Source organism: uncultured Senegalimassilia sp., assembly GCF_902464545.1.
Classification (GTDB): Bacteria; Actinomycetota; Coriobacteriia; order Coriobacteriales; family Eggerthellaceae; genus Senegalimassilia.
In genome coordinates this window covers 18,601-36,280 of record NZ_CABQJR010000015.1, presented here as the reverse complement: position 1 = coordinate 36,280, position 17,680 = coordinate 18,601, and the positions used below count along the sequence as shown (strand labels likewise).

Annotated in this window: 18 protein-coding genes; 13 read left to right on the top strand and 5 right to left on the bottom strand. The window is 62.4% G+C overall.

The window, feature by feature from the left end; genetic code table 11:
* Positions 1-91 precede the first annotated feature (91 nt).
* From RDW26_RS05655 to RDW26_RS05620, 8 genes are all read left to right on the top strand, one after another.
* The gene (locus RDW26_RS05655) at positions 92-892 is read left to right on the top strand and encodes an FAD binding domain-containing protein (protein ID WP_307982851.1); all 801 of its coding nucleotides are present in this window, start codon (positions 92-94) and stop codon (positions 890-892) included.
* A complete protein-coding gene (locus RDW26_RS05650; RefSeq protein ID WP_307982850.1) occupies positions 893-1,366 on the top strand; it encodes a 2Fe-2S iron-sulfur cluster-binding protein in 474 nt (157 codons plus the stop codon). It abuts the gene before it with no gap.
* Positions 1,359-3,659, top strand: coding sequence for a molybdopterin cofactor-binding domain-containing protein (locus RDW26_RS05645; protein ID WP_307982849.1), 2,301 nt, complete (start codon positions 1,359-1,361; stop codon positions 3,657-3,659). The genes RDW26_RS05650 and RDW26_RS05645 overlap by 8 nt, the downstream gene beginning before the upstream one ends.
* Positions 3,660-3,664: 5 nt before the next feature.
* The gene (yqeC, locus tag RDW26_RS05640; RefSeq protein WP_307982848.1) at positions 3,665-4,324 is read left to right on the top strand and encodes a selenium cofactor biosynthesis protein YqeC; all 660 of its coding nucleotides are present in this window, start codon (positions 3,665-3,667) and stop codon (positions 4,322-4,324) included.
* Complete coding sequence (gene yqeB, locus RDW26_RS05635) at positions 4,312-5,112, top strand: selenium-dependent molybdenum cofactor biosynthesis protein YqeB (protein WP_307982847.1); 801 nt, start codon at positions 4,312-4,314, stop codon at positions 5,110-5,112. Before yqeC ends, yqeB begins: the two co-directional genes overlap by 13 nt.
* 16 nt (positions 5,113-5,128) lie before the next feature.
* The gene (locus RDW26_RS05630) at positions 5,129-6,127 is read left to right on the top strand and encodes an XdhC family protein (RefSeq protein ID WP_307982846.1); all 999 of its coding nucleotides are present in this window, start codon (positions 5,129-5,131) and stop codon (positions 6,125-6,127) included.
* Positions 6,128-6,469: 342 nt separating this feature from the next.
* Positions 6,470-7,735, top strand: a complete 1,266-nt coding sequence (locus RDW26_RS05625; RefSeq protein ID WP_294362264.1) for a RidA family protein — start codon at positions 6,470-6,472, stop codon at positions 7,733-7,735.
* A gap of 448 nt (positions 7,736-8,183) precedes the next feature.
* Positions 8,184-9,020, top strand: coding sequence for a DegV family protein (locus RDW26_RS05620; RefSeq protein ID WP_307982845.1), 837 nt, complete (start codon positions 8,184-8,186; stop codon positions 9,018-9,020).
* Between the two features lie 217 nt (positions 9,021-9,237).
* On the opposite strand, the gene RDW26_RS05615 is transcribed toward RDW26_RS05620, so the two are convergent.
* The 3 genes from RDW26_RS05615 to guaA form a co-directional block, all read right to left on the bottom strand.
* A complete protein-coding gene (locus RDW26_RS05615) occupies positions 9,238-9,822 on the bottom strand; it encodes a hypothetical protein (RefSeq protein ID WP_307982844.1) in 585 nt (194 codons plus the stop codon).
* A gap of 67 nt (positions 9,823-9,889) precedes the next feature.
* The gene (locus tag RDW26_RS05610) at positions 9,890-10,099 is read right to left on the bottom strand and encodes a helix-turn-helix transcriptional regulator (RefSeq protein WP_294362268.1); all 210 of its coding nucleotides are present in this window, start codon (positions 10,097-10,099) and stop codon (positions 9,890-9,892) included.
* 208 nt (positions 10,100-10,307) lie between these two features.
* Complete coding sequence (gene guaA / locus RDW26_RS05605; RefSeq protein WP_307982843.1) at positions 10,308-11,288, bottom strand: glutamine-hydrolyzing GMP synthase; 981 nt, start codon at positions 11,286-11,288, stop codon at positions 10,308-10,310.
* A 377-nt stretch (positions 11,289-11,665) separates the two neighbouring features.
* On the opposite strand from guaA, the gene RDW26_RS05600 reads away from it, so the two are divergent.
* The 5 genes from RDW26_RS05600 (at position 11,666) to modD (ending at position 16,475) form a co-directional block, all read left to right on the top strand.
* A complete protein-coding gene (locus RDW26_RS05600) occupies positions 11,666-12,808 on the top strand; it encodes an aldo/keto reductase (RefSeq protein WP_307982842.1) in 1,143 nt (380 codons plus the stop codon).
* 343 nt (positions 12,809-13,151) lie between these two features.
* Complete coding sequence (gene modA / locus RDW26_RS05595) at positions 13,152-13,970, top strand: molybdate ABC transporter substrate-binding protein (RefSeq protein WP_307982841.1); 819 nt, start codon at positions 13,152-13,154, stop codon at positions 13,968-13,970.
* Between the two features lie 69 nt (positions 13,971-14,039).
* The gene (locus RDW26_RS05590) at positions 14,040-14,864 is read left to right on the top strand and encodes an ABC transporter permease (protein WP_307982840.1); all 825 of its coding nucleotides are present in this window, start codon (positions 14,040-14,042) and stop codon (positions 14,862-14,864) included.
* Complete coding sequence (locus RDW26_RS05585; protein ID WP_307982839.1) at positions 14,861-15,577, top strand: ATP-binding cassette domain-containing protein; 717 nt, start codon at positions 14,861-14,863, stop codon at positions 15,575-15,577. Before RDW26_RS05590 ends, RDW26_RS05585 begins: the two co-directional genes overlap by 4 nt.
* Before the next feature lie 55 nt (positions 15,578-15,632).
* A complete protein-coding gene (gene modD / locus RDW26_RS05580) occupies positions 15,633-16,475 on the top strand; it encodes a ModD protein (RefSeq protein ID WP_307982838.1) in 843 nt (280 codons plus the stop codon).
* Between the two features lie 140 nt (positions 16,476-16,615).
* Here modD and RDW26_RS05575 read toward each other — a convergent pair whose 3' ends face one another.
* Positions 16,616-16,951 (bottom strand): VOC family protein, encoded by a 336-nt coding sequence (locus RDW26_RS05575; RefSeq protein WP_307982837.1) that lies wholly within the window; start codon positions 16,949-16,951, stop codon positions 16,616-16,618.
* Positions 16,952-17,027: 76 nt separating this feature from the next.
* Positions 17,028-17,612: a Crp/Fnr family transcriptional regulator gene (locus tag RDW26_RS05570; RefSeq protein WP_307982836.1), complete on the bottom strand. Its 585-nt coding sequence runs from the start codon at positions 17,610-17,612 to the stop codon at positions 17,028-17,030.
* Positions 17,613-17,680: the final 68 nt, after the last annotated feature.

The following is a 17,680-nucleotide window of genomic DNA, read 5'->3' as shown; positions in this document are numbered from 1 at the left end:
GGTCGGTCGGTCGGGTTCGGTGTGCGGGGCTTTCGAAGGATTCCCTGGCCACAGTATAATATGTACGTTTCTATAAACCTCAAGCAACGGGGTGTGCATCATTATTACCTTTCAGAAATATGAGCGCCCGCAAAGCCTGCAGGAGGCTTGGGAGCTGAACCAGAAGAAGCGCAATCGCGTGGTGGCGGGCATGATGTGGCTGAAGATGGGCAACCATTCCTTCGGCACCGCCATCGACCTGCGCGATCTGGGCTTGGACACCATCGAGGAGACCGACGAGGAGTTCCGCATCGGCGCCATGGTCACCCTGCGCCAGATGGAAACCCACGCCGGCCTTGACGCCTATTCCTGCGGCGCCATCAAGGCGGCGTTCCAAGACATCGTGGGCGTGCAGTTCCGCAACGGCGCCACGCTCGGCGGAAGCCTGTGGCGTCGCATGGGCTTCTCCGACATCGTCACGGCGTTTCTTGCCATGGACAGCTACGTTGAGCTGCATGAAGGCGGCATCGTGCCCCTGGAGCGTTTCGTGAGCATGCCCTACGACAAGGACATCCTCGTGCGTCTTATCGTCAAGAAGCGCCCCGGCGCCTTCGCGTACCAGGCCGTGCGCAAGCAGCGCACCGACCTGCCCACGCTTAACTGCATGGTGGCGAAGATGGGCGACGAATACCGCGTGACGGTGGGCGCGCGTCCGGGTCGTGCCGTGCTTTTGCGCGACGATCGGGGTATCCTTGCCGACGGTATCACCGACGCAAGCGCCGCGGCGTTTGCCGACCATGTCGCGGGAAGCATCCGCGTTTCCGGAAATATGTGGGGCAGCGCCGAGTACCGCCGCGCGCTTGCACCCGTGCTCGTGCGCCGCGCCCTGCTGGCGTTAGGGGAGGTGCGCTAGATGGAAGTCAAGATCAAGCTGAATGGCAAAACGGTGGCAGACGACATCCCCGCCGACATGCTGCTCATCGATTTCGTGCGCGCCCACGGGTGCAAAAGCGTCAAGCGCGGTTGCGAGACGTCCGCGTGCGGCCTGTGCACGGTGATGCTCGACGACGTGCCCGTGCTGTCCTGCTCCACGCTGGCCGCCCGCGCCAACGGCCGCAGCGTCTGCACGCTGGAAGGCCTGCAGGCCGAGGCGTCGGAGTTCGTGGGCTTCATTGCCGACCAGGGCGCCGAGCAGTGCGGTTTCTGCAACCCCGGCTTCGTGATGAACACCATCGCGCTGCTGCGAGAGAACCCCGATCCTACCGACGATGAGATCCTGGCGTATCTGAGCGGCAACCTGTGCCGTTGCTCGGGCTACGTGGGGCAGCTGCGCGGCATCCGCGCCTTCCTGGACGAAAAGCATGGCAAGGAGGTCGAGCGTGGATAGGCCCGAATATCGTTCCGTGGGCAAATCGGTCCGCAAGAAGGACTCGATGCAGCTTCTGCTGGGCAAACCCGTCTATACCGAGGACATCGCACCCGATGCGCTGGTGGTCAAGCTTCTGCGAAGCCCCCACGCCAACGCCATGGTGAAGACCATCGACACGTCGAAGGCCAAGAAGGTTCCTGGCGTGGTTGACGTGTACACCTGGGAGGATGTGCCCGACCAGCGTTTCTCCAACGCCGGGCAGACCTACCCCGAAACCAGCCCCTACGATCGCCTGATCATCGATCGGCACGTGCGCTTCGTGGGCGATGTGGTGGCCATCGTGGCGGCCGAGAACGAGAAGGCGGCGCAAACTGCCCTTTCGCGCATCAAGGTTGAATACGACGTGTTGGAGCCGGTCCTGGATTTCCGCACCGCGAAGGACAACCCCGTGCTGGTGCACCCCGAGGACAACTGGCATATGCTGTGCGACCTGGGCGGCGACAACACGCGCAACCTGGTGGGCACCACCTCCGACGCCGGCGGCGACATCGAGGCGGTGCTGGCCGATTGCGACGTGGTACTGGAGCGCACCTACCATACGAAGGCGTACAACCAGGCCATGATGGAGACGTTCCGCACGTTCACCCAGCTGGACCGCTATGGCAGGCTGCACGTGATCTCGTCCACGCAGATCGTCTACCACGTCCGCCGCATCCTATCGCACGCGCTCGGCATCCCGAAAAGCCGCATCCGCGTGGAGAAGCCGCGCATCGGCGGCGGTTTCGGCGCGAAACAGACCGCGGTGTGCGAGGTGTACCCCGCGTTCGTCACCATGAAGACGGGGCGTCCGGCCCTGTGCGTGTTCTCGCGCAAGGAATCGCAAACCTGCGGGTCACCGCGCCATGAGATGGAGGTCAAGGTCCGCCTGGGTGCGAATAACGACGGCCGCATCCGCGCGCTTGGGGTGACCACGCTGTCGAACTCGGGCGCCTACGGCGAGCACGGTTGGGCCACGGTCGGCCTGACCGGCCACAAGTCCATCCCGCTGTACACCGGCTCGCTCGAAGCGTTCAAGTTCGACGCCAACGTGGTGTACACGAACATGCAGCCGTCGGGCGCGTACCGCGGCTTCGGCGCCACGCAGGGCCAGTTCGCCGTGGAAACCGCCGTCAACGAGCTGGCGGCGAAGCTGGGCCGCGACCCGGTGGAGCTGCGTGAGCAGAACATGGTGCGCGAAGGCATGTCCATGCCCGCCTACTTCGGCGAGGTGGCCAACGCCTGCGCCCTGGACCGTTGCATGCAGCACTGCAGCGACATGTTCGGTTGGAAGGAGAAGTTCCCCGTACGCGATATGGGCAACGGCAAGGTGCGCGCCGCCGGCGTGGCCATGTCCATGCAGGGTTCGGGCATCTCCGGCATCGACGTGGGCTCGGTTACCGTCAAGCTTAACGACGACGGGGGATACATGCTGCTCATCGCCGCGGCCGACATGGGCACGGGTTGCGACACCATCCTGGCTCAAATGGTCGCCGAGCACATGGAATGCCCGCTGGAAGCCGTGAGCGTGTTCGGCGCCGACACCGATGCGTCCCCGTACGATTCCGGTTCGTATGCGTCTTCCACCACCTATGTCACCGGCATGGCCGTGGAGAAGGCGTGCACGCAGCTCAAGGAGCGCCTGTGCGCCATCGCCGCCGAGGCGCTCGGCTGCGATGCGGCCGAGCTGAGCTTCGAAGGCGGATGCGTGCGCCACGAAGCAACGGGACGCACGGTCTCGCTGCCTGAGATCGCCGCGAAAAGCCAGTGCAACTGCCGCCTTGCCCCGGAGGCCACCGCGCAGCATTCCTCGCCGGTGTCCCCGCCGCCGTACATGGTGGGCATGGTGGAGATCGAGCTTGACCGCGAGACCGGCGTGGTGGAAGTGCTCGACTACGCCGCCGTGGTCGATTGCGGCATCCCCATCAACCCGGCGCTCGCGCGCATCCAGGTGGAAGGCGGCATCGTGCAGGGCATTGGGCATACGCTCATGGAGGACGTCACCCGCACGCCCAAGGGTGCCATCCGCGAATCGAGCCTGTTCACGTACCGATTGCCCACCCGTCTGGACACGGGGCGCATTAACGTGGAGTTCGAGCATTCCTACGAGCCCACCGGTCCGTTCGGCGCGAAATCCATCGGCGAGATCGTCATCAACACGCCGGGCCCTGCGTTGGCGCAGGCCATCTATCGGGCAACGGGCGTGTGGCATCGCGAGCTGCCCATCCTTCCCGAGCACATCCTTCTGGCGAAACCGGAGGAGCGGGAATCTTAAGCAGCTTGCTACATATCCAGCGTGGGCTTACGGCCATCATCGGCGGTGGCGGCAAGTCCACGCTTTTGCGCGCCTTGGCCGAGGAGCTGTCGCGCGATGCGCGCGTAATCGTGGCCACGAGCACGAAGATGTACGTGCCCGATTGGTGCCCCGTGGTGCTTAGCGCATCGCCCGATGATGCGCGGGCGGCGCTTTTGGAAGCTCCCATCGCGTGTGCGGGTTCCATTCATCTGCCCACGGGGAAGCTGGCTGAGCCGCGGGTGGCTTTCGCCGACCTGGTGCGCTTGGCGGACTACGTGTTGGTGGAGGCCGATGGGGCGAAGAAGCTCCCGCTGAAGGCGCATGCCGAGCACGAGCCGGTCATCCCCGCGTGCGCGGGGCGGACGGTGTGCGTGGTCGGGATCGATGGCATAGGTGCCCCCGTTTCGCAGACGTGTCACCGGCCGCAGCGCTTTGCGCAGCTGGCCGGCGTTTCCGTCGATGACGCGGTCACGTCCGAGGCGGTCGCTGCGGTGCTGCGGGCCGAGCGGCTTCATGACGTGGTTTTGATCAACAAGGTGGAAGCTCCCGTCGATTGGCAGGCGGCGCGACGCATCGCGGCGCTGTGCAAGACGCCGGTGGTGGCGGGAAGCCTTTGGAGGGACGATCTTCGATGCTTGCGGTGATCCGCGGCGCCGGCGATATCGCCAGCGCCATCGCGCTGCGCCTTGTGCGATGTGGCGCTTCCGTGCTTATGACTGAGATAGAGCAGCCTTTGACGGTGCGTCGCACCGTGGCCTTCAGCGAAGCTGTTCGCATGGGGAAAACCCAGGTGGAAGGCGTGACGGCCGTGCGGGTACGGGACGCTTCCCATGCCTTGGAGCTGCTTTCCGGCGAAGGCGTCGTCGCTGTTTTGGTGGACCCCGCGTGCGCATGCGTCAACGACGTGGTGCCCGACGCGGTGGTCGATGCCGTGCTGGCCAAGCGCAACCTAGGCACTACCATGGATATGGCTCCCATCGTCGTCGGGGTCGGCCCGGGCTTCGCGGTGGGCGTGGATTGCCATGCCGTGGTGGAGACCATGCGCGGGCACACCCTGGGTCGTGCGTATTACGAGGGCTCGGCGCTGCCGAACACCGCGGTGCCCGGGCTGGTGGGCGGTTTCGCCGGCGAACGCGTGCTGCGCGCTCCCTGCGATGGCATGTTCCGCGGCGTTGCGGCCATAGGCGATCATGTTGAGGAAGGCCAGGTTGTGGCGTATGCGGGAGATGCTCCCGTGGTTGCCACGCTCACGGGCGTTTTGCGCGGCCTGATAGCCGATGGAGTGCAGGTTCACCAGGGCTTGAAGTGCGGCGACGTGGATCCACGCGGCCAGAGCGGTTATTGCGGGCTGGTCTCGGATAAAGGCCTGGCGGTAGCGGGCGGCGTGCTGGAGGCCATCCTTCATTTGAGTGGAACGTTTTCGGCCCGATAGGGCGTGAGGTGGGAAGATGCGCAAGATTGCAGAGCATATCGCAGGCGCTTGCCGTGCGGGCGAGCCGTTGGTGCTGGTCGTGGTGGCGGAAAGCAAGGATTCAACGCCGCGCAAGGCAGGGACGCTCATGTTGGTATCTGCCGATGGGCTGGTGTGCGGCACCATCGGCGGAGGCGCCCTTGAGGCGCATGGCATAGCCTGCGCGCGCCGTTTGCTGGGGGGTACGGCGCACCGCTTCGAGAGCATGGGACTTGAGGAGCGTCTGGGCATGGTCTGCGGCGGAAGCGCAAGCTTGCTGCACGTTCCGATATGCGGCGGCAGCGCAGTGTGGGCCCAGGTTGCCAGCGAGCTGTTGCACTGCTCCGAGCAGCGCATTCCGGCGTATCTGGCGTTAAGCTGCTGCGATGACCTGTCGCGATCCGACGAAGGTGTCGCGTTGCTCGATGCCGACGGGGCCTTGCTTGTGGGCGACGACTCCGCGCCGGGCGATCGGGTTTGCGGCCAGAAGGGGCGCTGCATCGCGGAGGGTTGGCTTATGCTGCCCGTTCCCTTGCCGGTTCGCGCCGTGGTGTTCGGCGGCGGGCATGTGGGCGGCGCCACCGTTTCGGCCCTGTCGCGCGTGGGGTTCTCCTGCACGCTGTTCGACTGCCGGCCCGAGTTCGCGAACGCCGGCAAATCCCATGGCGCGCAGCAAGCTATCGTGGGGGATTACAACAACATCGCCGCGTCCCTGGCCCTTGACGAACGCGATTACGTTCTCATCATGACGCACAGCCATCAGCACGATTTCGCCGTGCTGGAGCAGGTGCTCCGCCAGCCGTTGGCATACGTGGGGTTCATGGGATCGCGGCGCAAGATAGCCACGGCGCGCGAGCGCATGCTGGAAGCGGGAATCCCCGAGTCGGCGCTTGATGCCGTGCACATGCCCATAGGGTTGGATATCAAAGCGGAAACGCCCGAGGAGATAGCCGTCAGCATAGCCGCCGAGTGCATCCTACACCGAGCCACGTGCTAAGCTGCGCCGCGGCTTCGGCGGCAAACGGCTGTTTTTCGCCGGGAAGCGTGGTTGACGGAACGGTAACGGTTGGAAAAACTTTGGTCTGAAAACGCACCAAAAGGTATGCGGAATGAACAGGGTTTCGCTGGAAAATACGCGCCGAAACATAAGGATTATAGGATCGGGCAATCATTTTTAGCCATAGATTCACGGGATTCGATCGATAGAAGCTGGCAACGAATTTATCGAAAATCGATTGACAATGACAATCGCCGTCAAGTTTAATGCGCTCTGACGCAAGTCGTGGGAAAACGTATTTGCGCAACCTCATTGAAGGCTGTCAACAGAAAGGGTATTGCCATGGCGGATAACGTGGTAGTGGCAAGGAACACCGAGAACGCACCGAAGTGCCCGATGTGCTCTCAGACCGTCGCTTTCTCCCATTACAACAACCTCTCGGCCCAGCTGCCTGTCGATCCTAAGACCGGCGCAATCGTCGAGGGCGGTGTCAAGGAGCAGGCAGAGCAGTGCTTCCGCAACATCGCAGCCATCGTTGCGAGCATCGATCATGACCTGAACGACGTCGTTCGCGTCACCATCTTCGTCAAGGACATCATGGACATCGACGTTGTGGAGAGGGCCTACAAGTCCTTCTTCACCACCTACGTGCCCGCCCGCACCATCGTTGCCGTCAACGATCTGCCCATGGGCGCCCTGGTCCAGGTTGAGGCTCTGCTCACCAACGGCGAAGGCACCATCCCGAACGAGCCCCAGGCCGGCGACCTGGTCAAGTACGCCAACAACACCCACAACGCTCCGTTCGACGCGATGTCCACGCAGTCTGTGGCGTTCTCCCACTACAACAACATCACCGCTCAGCTGCCGATCGACCCGGTTTCCAACCAGATCGTCATGGGCGGCGTGCAGGAGCAGACCGCTCAGTGCCTGAAGAACATCAAGGCCGTCCTGACCGCCATGGATGTTCCGTTCGACGACATCGTCAAGGTCACCGTCTTCCTGAAGGACCTCGGCGACGTTGAGGCCATGAACGAGATCTACAAGCGCTTCTTCCCGGATTCGGGCATCGCCCGCGCCGTCAACTACCTGCCGGCCCGCACCGTGGTCGAGGTCGCCGACCTGCCGCAGCACGCGCTCGTGCAGATCGAGGCCGTGTGCTCCCACGGCGACGGCACCCCGCCGCAGGCCGTTGAGGCCCGTCATGGCCTGATCATCGAGGCCAACAACATCGCCAACGCTCCGAAGGACGAGCTGTCCTCCCAGACCGTGGCGTTCTCCCACTACAACAACATCTCCGCCCAGCTCGGCGTTGACCCGGCAACGGGCGCGCTGGTCGCCGGCGGCGTGAAGGCCGAGACCGAGCAGGCTCTGAAGAACATCAAGGCCATCATCGAGAGCGTTGACCATGTCCTGGAGGACTGCGTCAAGGTGAACATCTTCGTGAAGGACATGAACGACATGGACGCCGTCAACGAGGTGTACGCTCAGTTCTTCCCCGAGGGAACCCCCGCTCGTCGCGTGGTCGGCGTTGCGAACCTGCCCATGGGCGCCGCCATCCAGATCGACGCCATCTTCGGCAACTTCGAGGGCACCCCGCCGATCGCCTAGCGCATCATCCGCGGATCCTTGTCGATCATCGGGAAACCGATGGTTTTGGAAAGGGAACGGGTTTTTCACCCGTTCCCTTTCTTGCGCTTGGGGAAGGTGTGGGCGTCCACGTTGCGAATAGGGGCGGTTGCGGCCCTTGGGTGTCGCCGATCGGCCCGCTCTTGGGTTGGTGCGCGTTGCGAATGCAAGTGATCGCAGACCCGTACACGCTGCGGCGATGGGGCGGGTGGCGACTTGAAACGCCGTAGCGCCTGCTGTGGCGGCCTTTTAGCTTGAGATTCGCCGCATGCCCTTGCTTTATGGGGAAAGGCATGGGCATGATGGTTTCTTACGATGTAAGGGCGCGGGGGAGCCGTGCTTCAATTGGTGGTACAGGGAAAATAAAGGAATGGATGCGGGGCGCCTGTTGTGTGCGGGCGCCTTGACGCATCGGGAAAGGACGGCCTACATGAAATGGAACGTGGTCACGGATTCAAGCTGCGACCTTATTCCGTCGGACTATCGATCTGACGCGATCGAGCTATCCAGCGTGCCGTTCGAGATCAGCGTCGGCGTTCGCGGGTATACCGATAACGAGCAGCTTGATATCGAGGAGATGCTGCGCGATATGGAGCAGGAGAAGACTGCCAGCTACACCTCGTGCCCCGCTCCGGGCGCGTGGCTTGAGCAGTTCGAGAAGGCGGATCGCACCATCGCCATCACCATCTCGTCGCAGCTTTCCGGCAGCATGAACAGCGCTCTTACCGCCCGTGATTTGGTGCTCGAGGCGGACCCGGATAAGAAGATCGCCGTGCTTGACTCCCGTTCTACGGGCCCTGAGCTGGTCCTTTGCGTACGCGAGATCGAAAGGCTCGCTCGCGAGGGCATCGACTTCGACGAGGCGGTGGAGCGTGCGAATGCGTTTCTGGATAAGACCAAGGTGATTTTCGCGCTCTCGTCCTTCGACAACCTGATTAAAAACGGTCGTATGAATAAGATGGCGGGCTTCCTTGCCAAGGCGCTGGGCATGTGGGGTATCGGCAGCGCCAGCGACGAGGGCCGGATCGTCGTCGAGGGCAAGACGCGCGGTCCGAAGCGCACCGTCCGCTCGCTCATCGAGTGCATGAGGGAGCGCGGGTTCTCCGGCGGCAACGTTGCCATTAGCCATTGCGACAACCATGCTGTTGCCCAGGCTCTTAAAGAGGGCATTTTGAGCGCCTGGGAGGATTCCCGAATCGAGATCCTCCCGACCAGGGGCCTTTGCAGCTACTACGCTGAACGCGGCGGTTTGATCGTCGGCTTTTAGCTGACGGATCGTCGCGCGTTGTTGATTGCAGAGATGCGGTTTCGTTAGCAACAGCGTTTCCGAAATGGTTGAGCCGCGCTCCAAAAGATTGTTTGAGCGCGGCTCGTTTTGCTTGACGGGACGGCATAGACGCAAATCCTACTCCTGCGTGATGCATCGCATCCAGGGCAGAGTACATGACAGGGATGGCATAAGGCGCGGACTCTGCTCTTTTAGGTTACAGGTCGTCGGGGCAGTCTAGCTCAGCTTCGATTTTCGCGCGGCGCTGCTTTGCCTCGAAGAATGCCAAGCACAGTGCGCCGAATACGGCAACGAAGATGGTCACGCCGAACACCACGCCCGTTGCCAGGTTCGCTCCCCAAAAGACACTTTCAATCGGCACAATCTGCGCCTCGGCGATGCAGCGCATAGCAGCGATGGCAAGTGCGCTTACGGTGCCGGTGATGCCCGAAATGAGCAGGAAATAGCCCATGGGAATGTGCTCGGTTTGCCCGAAGCGGTTGGTATCGACGTACCCCTTCCGAGTTTGCATCACTGCGCAGATGATCATCACGATGAAAAGCCATGCGTACATGACGGCGTCAACAGGGTTCGCGAAGAGGCGAAACGCTTCGTCGGCGCCATCGTGCACCCACGCTACCTGCTGGGCCATGATTTGGTACACAAGCAACGTGAGCATGCCGAACGATAGCAGCATGAACCCAAGCTTATAGATTTTCGCGTTCTCGGCCTCGAGCCGCTCGTCCTTCGGACCTGCGTATTCGCGCCATTTCCGGGTAAGTTTCATATTTTGCAGCTTCATGATTCTCTCCTAAAAGGATGTGTTCGAGTTTGGGTTAACGTGCTGGGTTGCAGATGGCGGAACCGGGTTAGCGATCTTCGTCCCAGAAAAGGTCGTTTAGGGTGACATGAAGGGTTTTGCAAATGGCAACGCATAAATTGAGCGTGGGATTATAACCGCCTGCCTCGATAAGGCCGATGGTTTGGCGTGTGACGCCGACGGCTTCGGCGAGATCGGATTGCGAAAGGCCGGCCGCTGCGCGCGCTGCCTTCATACGTAGGTTTTTCTGGCCCGGCATGGGCTTCCTTTCGACATATGGACAGATATCCGTTGCAACATGACAGAAATATATTGCATCCAAATCGTAATGTCAATTATATGTTGCATTATGAAATGTAAATAAGGCAATTCGCTATCGGTGCAAGAAGCGTTGCAAACGATCTCTCACGAAAAAGGCGCCTTGCAAAAAGCAAAGCGCCTCGGATGGGCGATATGTTGTTGCGGGTTTACTCCCACTCCACCGTGCCGACGGGCTTGGGGGTGAGGTCGTAGCACACGCGGCAGATGCGGGGGACCTCAGCGGTGATGCGGGCGGTGATGCGCTTGAGCAGCGCCCAATCAAGCTCGGGAACCTCGGCGGTCATGACGTCGACCGTGTTGATGCAGCGGATGATGCAGGGCCAGTCGTAAGCGCGCTTGCCTTCGCGCACGCCGGTTGCGCGGAAGTCGGGCACCACGGCGAAGTACTGCCAGATGGTCAGGCCGGCGTTGTCGATCTCCTCGCGCACGATGGCGTCGGCCTCGCGCAGCGCCTCCAGGCGGTCGCGGGTGATGGCGCCCAAGCAGCGAACGCCCAGGCCAGGGCCAGGGAAGGGCTGGCGCTCGACCATGTTCTCGGGCAGACCCAGCTCGCGGCCGACCACGCGCACCTCGTCCTTGTACAGCAGCTTGACGGGCTCGCACAGCTCGAACTGCAGATCATCGGGCAGGCCGCCTACGTTGTGGTGCGCCTTCACGCCGTCCTGGGACTCCAGGATGTCGGGGTAGATGGTGCCCTGAGCCAGGAAGCTGACCTCGTTGCCGACCTTGCGGGCCTCCTCCTCGAACACGCGGATGAACTCGGCGCCGATGATCTTGCGCTTGGCCTCGGGCTCCTCGATGTCGACGAGCTTGCCCAGGAAGCGGTCGGTTGCGTCCACGTAGACCAGGTTCGCGTCCAGCTGGTTCTTGAACACGTCGATGACCTGCTCGCTTTCGCCCTTGCGCATAAGGCCGTGATTGACGTGCACGCAGATGAGCTGCTTGCCGATGGCGCGGATGAGCAGCGCGGCCACGACGGAGCTGTCGACGCCGCCGGAAAGGGCCAGCAGGACCTTCTTGTCGCCGATTTGCTCTCGGACTGCGGCAACCTGTTCGTCGATGAACGCCTGGGCAAGTTCGGGGGTGGTGATGCGCACCATATCGTCGGGACGCTTGTTCGGATCCATGCAGAGCTCCTTTAGTTCGCGGGTATGCGCTGCCGTGCGCAACGCATGAGTCATAACTCGATATTATATGCGGCTGGGTCCAGGTTTTCCTTTGCCGAGACCTGCTTTTTTGCGGTCGAGCAGCGGATTTACCCTATTCGGCGGCAAGTGGGCCGTGTTTGCGCGCCGTTGGGAGGCGACATTCGATTCCCTCTCGACGGCATGAGGATGCGCATATTGCCCGGTTGTGGGGATCGCTCCTGCGGCGTCGGCGCAGGAGCAGCCGTGCCATCGATGTATGCCTGCGGGTGCTCCTGGCGAGGTCGCGGGGCTGCTCCTGGTGATTGTGCGGTTGCTCCTGGTAGGATACGGGTACGGTATCGAGCGAAGGGGGTTCCATGAAGTACAGACGTTTGGGCGTGACCGGGCTTGAGGTCAGCGAGATCGGCTTCGGCGCGGAGTGGATGCCGGGCGATGACCAGGAGAAGGTTTCCCGTTTGGTTGATTTCGCGGTGGAGCAGGGCGTCAACATCGTGGATTGCTGGATGGCCGACCCGGCGGTGCGCAGGGTTTTGGGCAACGCCGTCTGCGCGAATCGCGACAAGTGGATCGTGCAAGGTCACTTCGGCGCCACCTGGCAAAACGGCCAATACACCCGCACGCGCGACATGGATGCGGTGATCCCGGCATGGGAGGAGTTGCTCGCTTGCTTCGGCGGGCATATCGAGCTGGGGCTGATCCACTTCGTGGATGCGGTCGCCGAGTTCGAGCAGATCATGGAAGGTCCCTTCATCGAGTACGTGCGCGCCGAGAAGGCTGCAGGGCGCATCGATCACATCGGCCTGTCCACACACAACCCTGAGGTTGCACTGCGGGCTGCGGCCACGCCGGACATCGAGATGATCATGTTCTCGATCAACCCCGCTTACGACATGCTGCCTGCTTCCGAGGACATCAACGACCTGTTCAAGGACGAGTATCAGCCCGGCCTTGAGAACATGGACCCGCAGCGCAAGCGTCTGTACGCGCTGTGCGAGAAAAACGGCGTGGGCATCACCGTGATGAAGCCGTTCGCGGGCGGGCGCCTGTTCGACGCCGGGAAATCGCCGTTCGGTGCGGCGATGACCCCCGTGCAGGCTTGCCATTACTGTCTGACCCGCCCCGCGGTCGCCTCCGTGTTGGCCGGCTTCAGGGACATCGAGGAATGCGCAGGTTGCCTGGCGTACGAAACCGCTGATGACGAGGCGAAAAACTATGCATCCATCTTGGCTAGCGCGCCGCAGCACGCTTATTTCGGCAACTGCATTTACTGCGGGCATTGCCAGCCTTGCACCGTGGGCATCAACATTGCCGAGGTGAACAAGTACTCCGACCTTGCGCAGATGCAGGATGAGGTGCCCGCATCTGTGCGCGACCATTACCTTGCCCTTGAGGTTCGCGCCGGGGACTGCACCGGATGCGGCGCCTGCGAGGCGAACTGCCCGTTCGGCGTGCCCATCGCGCAGCGTATGGCGGAAACCGCCGCGTTGTTCGGCGTTTAGCGGGGAAGGGGAGCGTTGGGGGCCTCGGCGCGATCGTCTGTGCTTGGGGCTTTGGCGGGATAGGCCCGTTTCCTTGAATGTCTCGGTATCAAGCACCTTCGCGATTGCAGTGCGTACAGGCTTTGCAGCTTCCAGGCTATAGAGCAACGCTTTTTGACCAGGCATTTTCTCCTGAATGTGCTCAGCCACGAGCTATCGTTTACCTCAAGCGGTTATTTTCATTCGTGATTATAGGCACTTGCAAATATTATTATCGTCTGTGTATAATCAGCGAAATGACAGGCGCCCTTTCGCATGCGAAGGGGCGCCTGGTGGTATGGGGACAAAAAAGAAGGGAACCAGTATGAAAAAGATGAAGAACCGCCTGACAGCGATCGCGGCCGTGGCGTTTGCCGCCGTGCTCGCCTGCGGCGTGCTGGCAGGATGCTCCTCCGACAAGGGCGAGCAGAAGGCCGAGCAGCCGGAGCAGACCGCTGCAGCCAGCCTTGAGGGCAAGAGCCTCAACATCTATTGTGGCGCCGGCATGACCAAGCCGTTCCAGGAGATCGCGGACGCCTTCAAGGCCGAAACCGGCTGCGAGATGAACATCACCTTCGCCAACGCCGCTCAGATCCAGACGCAGATCAACACCACGCAGGAGGGCGACTTCTTCATCGCAGGCTCCGCCGATGAGCTCAAGCCCGTCAGCGATTATGTTGCCACCAGCACCGACCTGGTCAAGCACATTCCCGTCCTGGTCGTGCCCGCCGACAACCCCAAGGGCATCCAGACCGTCAGCGACCTTGTGAAGTGCGACACCCTTCTGCTGGGCGACCCTGAGTCCACGCCGATCGGCAAGATCGCCGTCAAGGCCATGACCGATGCCGGCATCATGGAGCAGGTCAAGGCCTCTGGCGCCATCACCACCTCCACAACCGCTCCGCAGATCGCCGAGGCGCTGGCCAAGGGCGAGGGCGACGCCGCCATCGTGTGGAAGGAGAACGCGGGCAAGGACGGCCTGACCATCCTTGAGAACTCCGGCATGGAAAACTACGTCAAGACCGTGCCCAGCGCCGAGCTGACCTGTGCCGCCGATGCCGACGCCGTCAAGGCCTTCTCCGAGTTCCTGCAGACCGAAACTGCCAAGAACATCTGGACCAAGTTCGGCTACGAGCTGGTGTAACGCATGTTCGCGGCACCTGAGCCAAAACGTCACAGAGGCCGCAAGCGCAACATCTTCCCGGCATTGTGCATGCTGGTAACGGGGATGGTGCTCCTGTTCATCGGGAGCGCCATCTTCGCTATTGTGGCGGGCGGCATCTCGCATTTCGGCGAGGCCATCAGCTCCGAGGAGGTATTGTTCTCCTTGCGCATGAGCGTGACCACTTCGAGCATTTCCACCGTCATCTGCCTGCTGCTGTCGCTGCCGACCGCCTATGCGCTGTCGCATGTGGCGTTTCCCGGCAAGCGCCTGGCCGAGATCCTCATGGAGCTCACGCTGTCGCTGCCTTATATCCTGCTGGGCTTCGCCTTGCTGCTGATCTTCTCGTCGCCGCTGGGCAAGGCGCTCAAGGAGGCGGGCTTTGCCGTGGTCTTCTCGCCTGCGGGCATCGTGTTCGCCCAGATGATCGTGAACCTGCCCTTCGCCATCCGCATGATGCGCACCGCCTTCGCCGGCGTCAATCCGCGCATCGAGTTCGTAGCGCAGACGCTGGGCGCTATGCCCTGGGACGTGTTCCGCACCATCATCGTGCCCATGTGCCGCAACCAGATCATCAGCGCGTTCGTACTCACCTGGGCGCGCGGCATGGGCGAGTTCGGGGCGACGCTCATGCTGGTGGGCGTGACGCGCATGAAGACCGAGACCCTTCCCGGCAGCATCTACCTGAGCATTTCCACCGGCAACACCGAAACCGCTATGGCCACGGCCATGATCATGCTGCTGGTTTCGGCGTTCACGCTGGTGGTGGCGAACGTGCTCGACCGTCCCACGGGCGCAAGCCGCGTGGGCAGGGCCGGCAAGGGATTGGGCTTGAGACGCATGAAGGCATGCGAGGAATGCGAGGGACGGCGATGAGCGGCGGCAGCATCGAGATTCGCGACATGGTGGCGCGCCGCGGCAGCTTCTTGCTGCGCGTTGACGAATTGCATATCGAGCCGCACGAGATATTCGCCATCGTGGGGGAGACGGGCGCCGGCAAGACCGTGCTGCTCGAGGCGATCGCCGGCGCGTTTCCCCTGGAGGACGGCAGCATCTTGCTTGATGGCAAGGACGTTCGCTGTCTGCCCGTGCAGCAGCGGCGGCTGGGGATCGTCTATCAGGATCACGCGCTGTTCCCGCATATGACGGTTGCGGAAAACATCGGCTATGGCCTGAGGATGGCGCGTGTCCCGAAGGCGGAGGCGGCACGCCGTGTGGAGGAGATGCTCGATTTGTTCTCCATCCGCCACATCGCCGACCGGTACCCCGGCATCATCAGCGGCGGCGAGGGCCAGCGTGCGGCGTTGGCACGCGCATTGGTGATGCAGCCCGAGATCCTGCTGCTTGATGAGCCGTTCTCGGCGCTCGACCCCACCACCAAGAAGCGTATGTACGAGACGCTGCGCGATGTGCACGGCCGTTTCCGTTGCACTGTGGTGTTCGTCACGCACGACTTCAACGAGGCGCGCAGCCTGGGGCATCGCGCGGGCATCATCCTGGGTGGCGCGCTGCAGGCGGTGTGTCCTGCCGACGAGCTGTTCACGCGCGAGTTCTCCCCGCAGGTGATGGCGTTTCTGGGCCGCGGCTAGCAGTATCATCTTCAAGAAGGAAAACCACGCGCTAGGAAGCGCAAGGAGGAATCATATGTATATCCCGGACAGCTATCTCGATGAGCTTATCGCTTCCGACATCCCCAGCGGGATCGACTTGACCACGCATGTCCTGGGCATCGGCGCGCAGCCGGGCCGCATGGAGTACTACACGCGCGACGCGGCCCTGCTTTGCGGGACTGAGGAGGCCGCCCGCATCTTCAGCCGCTTCGGCTGTACGGTGGCCGAAGCGCTTCCCAGCGGCACCATGCTTGCGCCCGGCGACGTGTTCATGACCGTTGAAGGCCCTGCGGCCGGCCTGCATATGGGTTGGAAGATCTGCCTGAACATCTTCGAGTACTATTGCGCGCTTGCCACCAAGGCCAAGCAGATGGTAGACGCCGTGCATGCCGTGAACCCGCTGTGCGAGGTGCTTTCCACCCGCAAGCTCATGCCCGGCACCAAGCCCTTCGACGTCAAGGCGCTCACGGTCGGTGGTGCTTTCCCTCATCGTTTGGGATTAAGCGAGACGGTGCTCGTCTTCGATCATCACCTGACCTTCTACGGCGGGCTTGAGAAGCTCATCGCCGACCTGCCGCAGCTCAAGGCGAAGGTCTGCGAGAAGAAGCTGTTCGTCGAGTCGAGCACCGAAGACGCGGTGCGCCTGGTGGAAGCCGGCGTCGACGGCGTTCAGCTTGACAAGGTGGCGCCCGAACAGGTCGCGCAGCTGGTGCCGCAACTCAAGGCCATCAACCCTCACGTGACGCTCATCGCCGCCGGAGGCGTTAACTTGGGCAACGCCGCCGAGTACGCCGCCACCGGCGTCGACGGCCTGGCGACCACCTGCCTGCACTTCGCCAAACCCCTCGACATGAGCGTGCGCATGAGCGCGCTGTAGGGCCGCCGCGGTCCGGGCTTTTGTGCGCTGCCCGTATGCGGGCTTCAAGGTTGGCACATGGGCAGCGCAGCGGGGCGCCTCCTGGTTGGCGCGAGATCGAGCCGATTGCGCTGCCCGTCCGAGGAAACGCCTGCGAATTCCTATTTTGTGGGGATGATCTCGATCCACTGGTCGTCGGGGTCGGCGATGAAGTACAGGCCCATGCGGGGGTTCTCCCGGATGATGCACCCCATCTTCTCGTGGAGCTCGTGGAAGGCGTCGAAATCGTCCACGGCGAAGGCGATGTGGGTGTCCTTGCCGCCGTTGTCGTAGGGCTCCACCTGCCCGCGGTTCCAGGTGAGCTCGATCTCGAAGGGTGCCTCGTCGTTCGCCATGAAGGTGTTGGTCCAGGAGCCGTCCTCGGGGCCCATCTCGCACACCACCTTCATGCCGAGCGCCTCTTGATAGAACTTGATGGTTGCTTCCTTGTCTAGCACGTGAGTGCAAGGATTCGCGTCGGTCGCACAGCGGAAATCCGTGTCAGCCGCAACGTGTCAGCAAGTTGCCTGCGCGCTACAGGAGCCGGTACGTGCGGCCTTCATAGTCGATGACGCCTTCCTTGCGCAGCTTCGACAGCTCGTTCGATAGCGCGCTGCGGTCGACGCTGAGGTAGCTTGCCAGCTTGGTTTGGCTGTAGGGGATGGTGAAGGCGCGGGTGCCGGCCTTTTTCTGCTGCTGCGAGAGGAAGGCGAGGATCTTGCCCCGTATGGTTTTGGGGGTCATGGCGATGGCGCGGCGGTTCATGTCCAGGTTGCTTAGTGCCAAGGCGCGCATGAGGTTCGAGGAAATGTGCGCGTGGCAGCCGCATTGCTTGGGGCAAGGGTGGATGATGCGCTCGGCTTTGAGCAGCACCACCTCGCAGGCCGAATCTGCCAGCACGTCGATGTCAAGGGGCTCCATGCTGCAGGCGTATCCGTGAGCGAAAAGCGAGCCGGGCCCCAAGATATCCAGAATCGTCGTCTCGCCCCAGGCGTCCGAGACCTCGATCCGCACGCGCCCGGACAGGACGATGCCGAGGTACTCGGTGGGCTGGCCGGCGCGCATGATCCGCTCCTCCCGGCTGAAAGCCCTTCTTGTCGCCCCAAGGCAAGGTAGCATCAAGTTCGCTTCGTCTTGGGCTATGCCGGCGAAAAGCATTGAAGAAGAAGTGGGGATATTAAGCATTG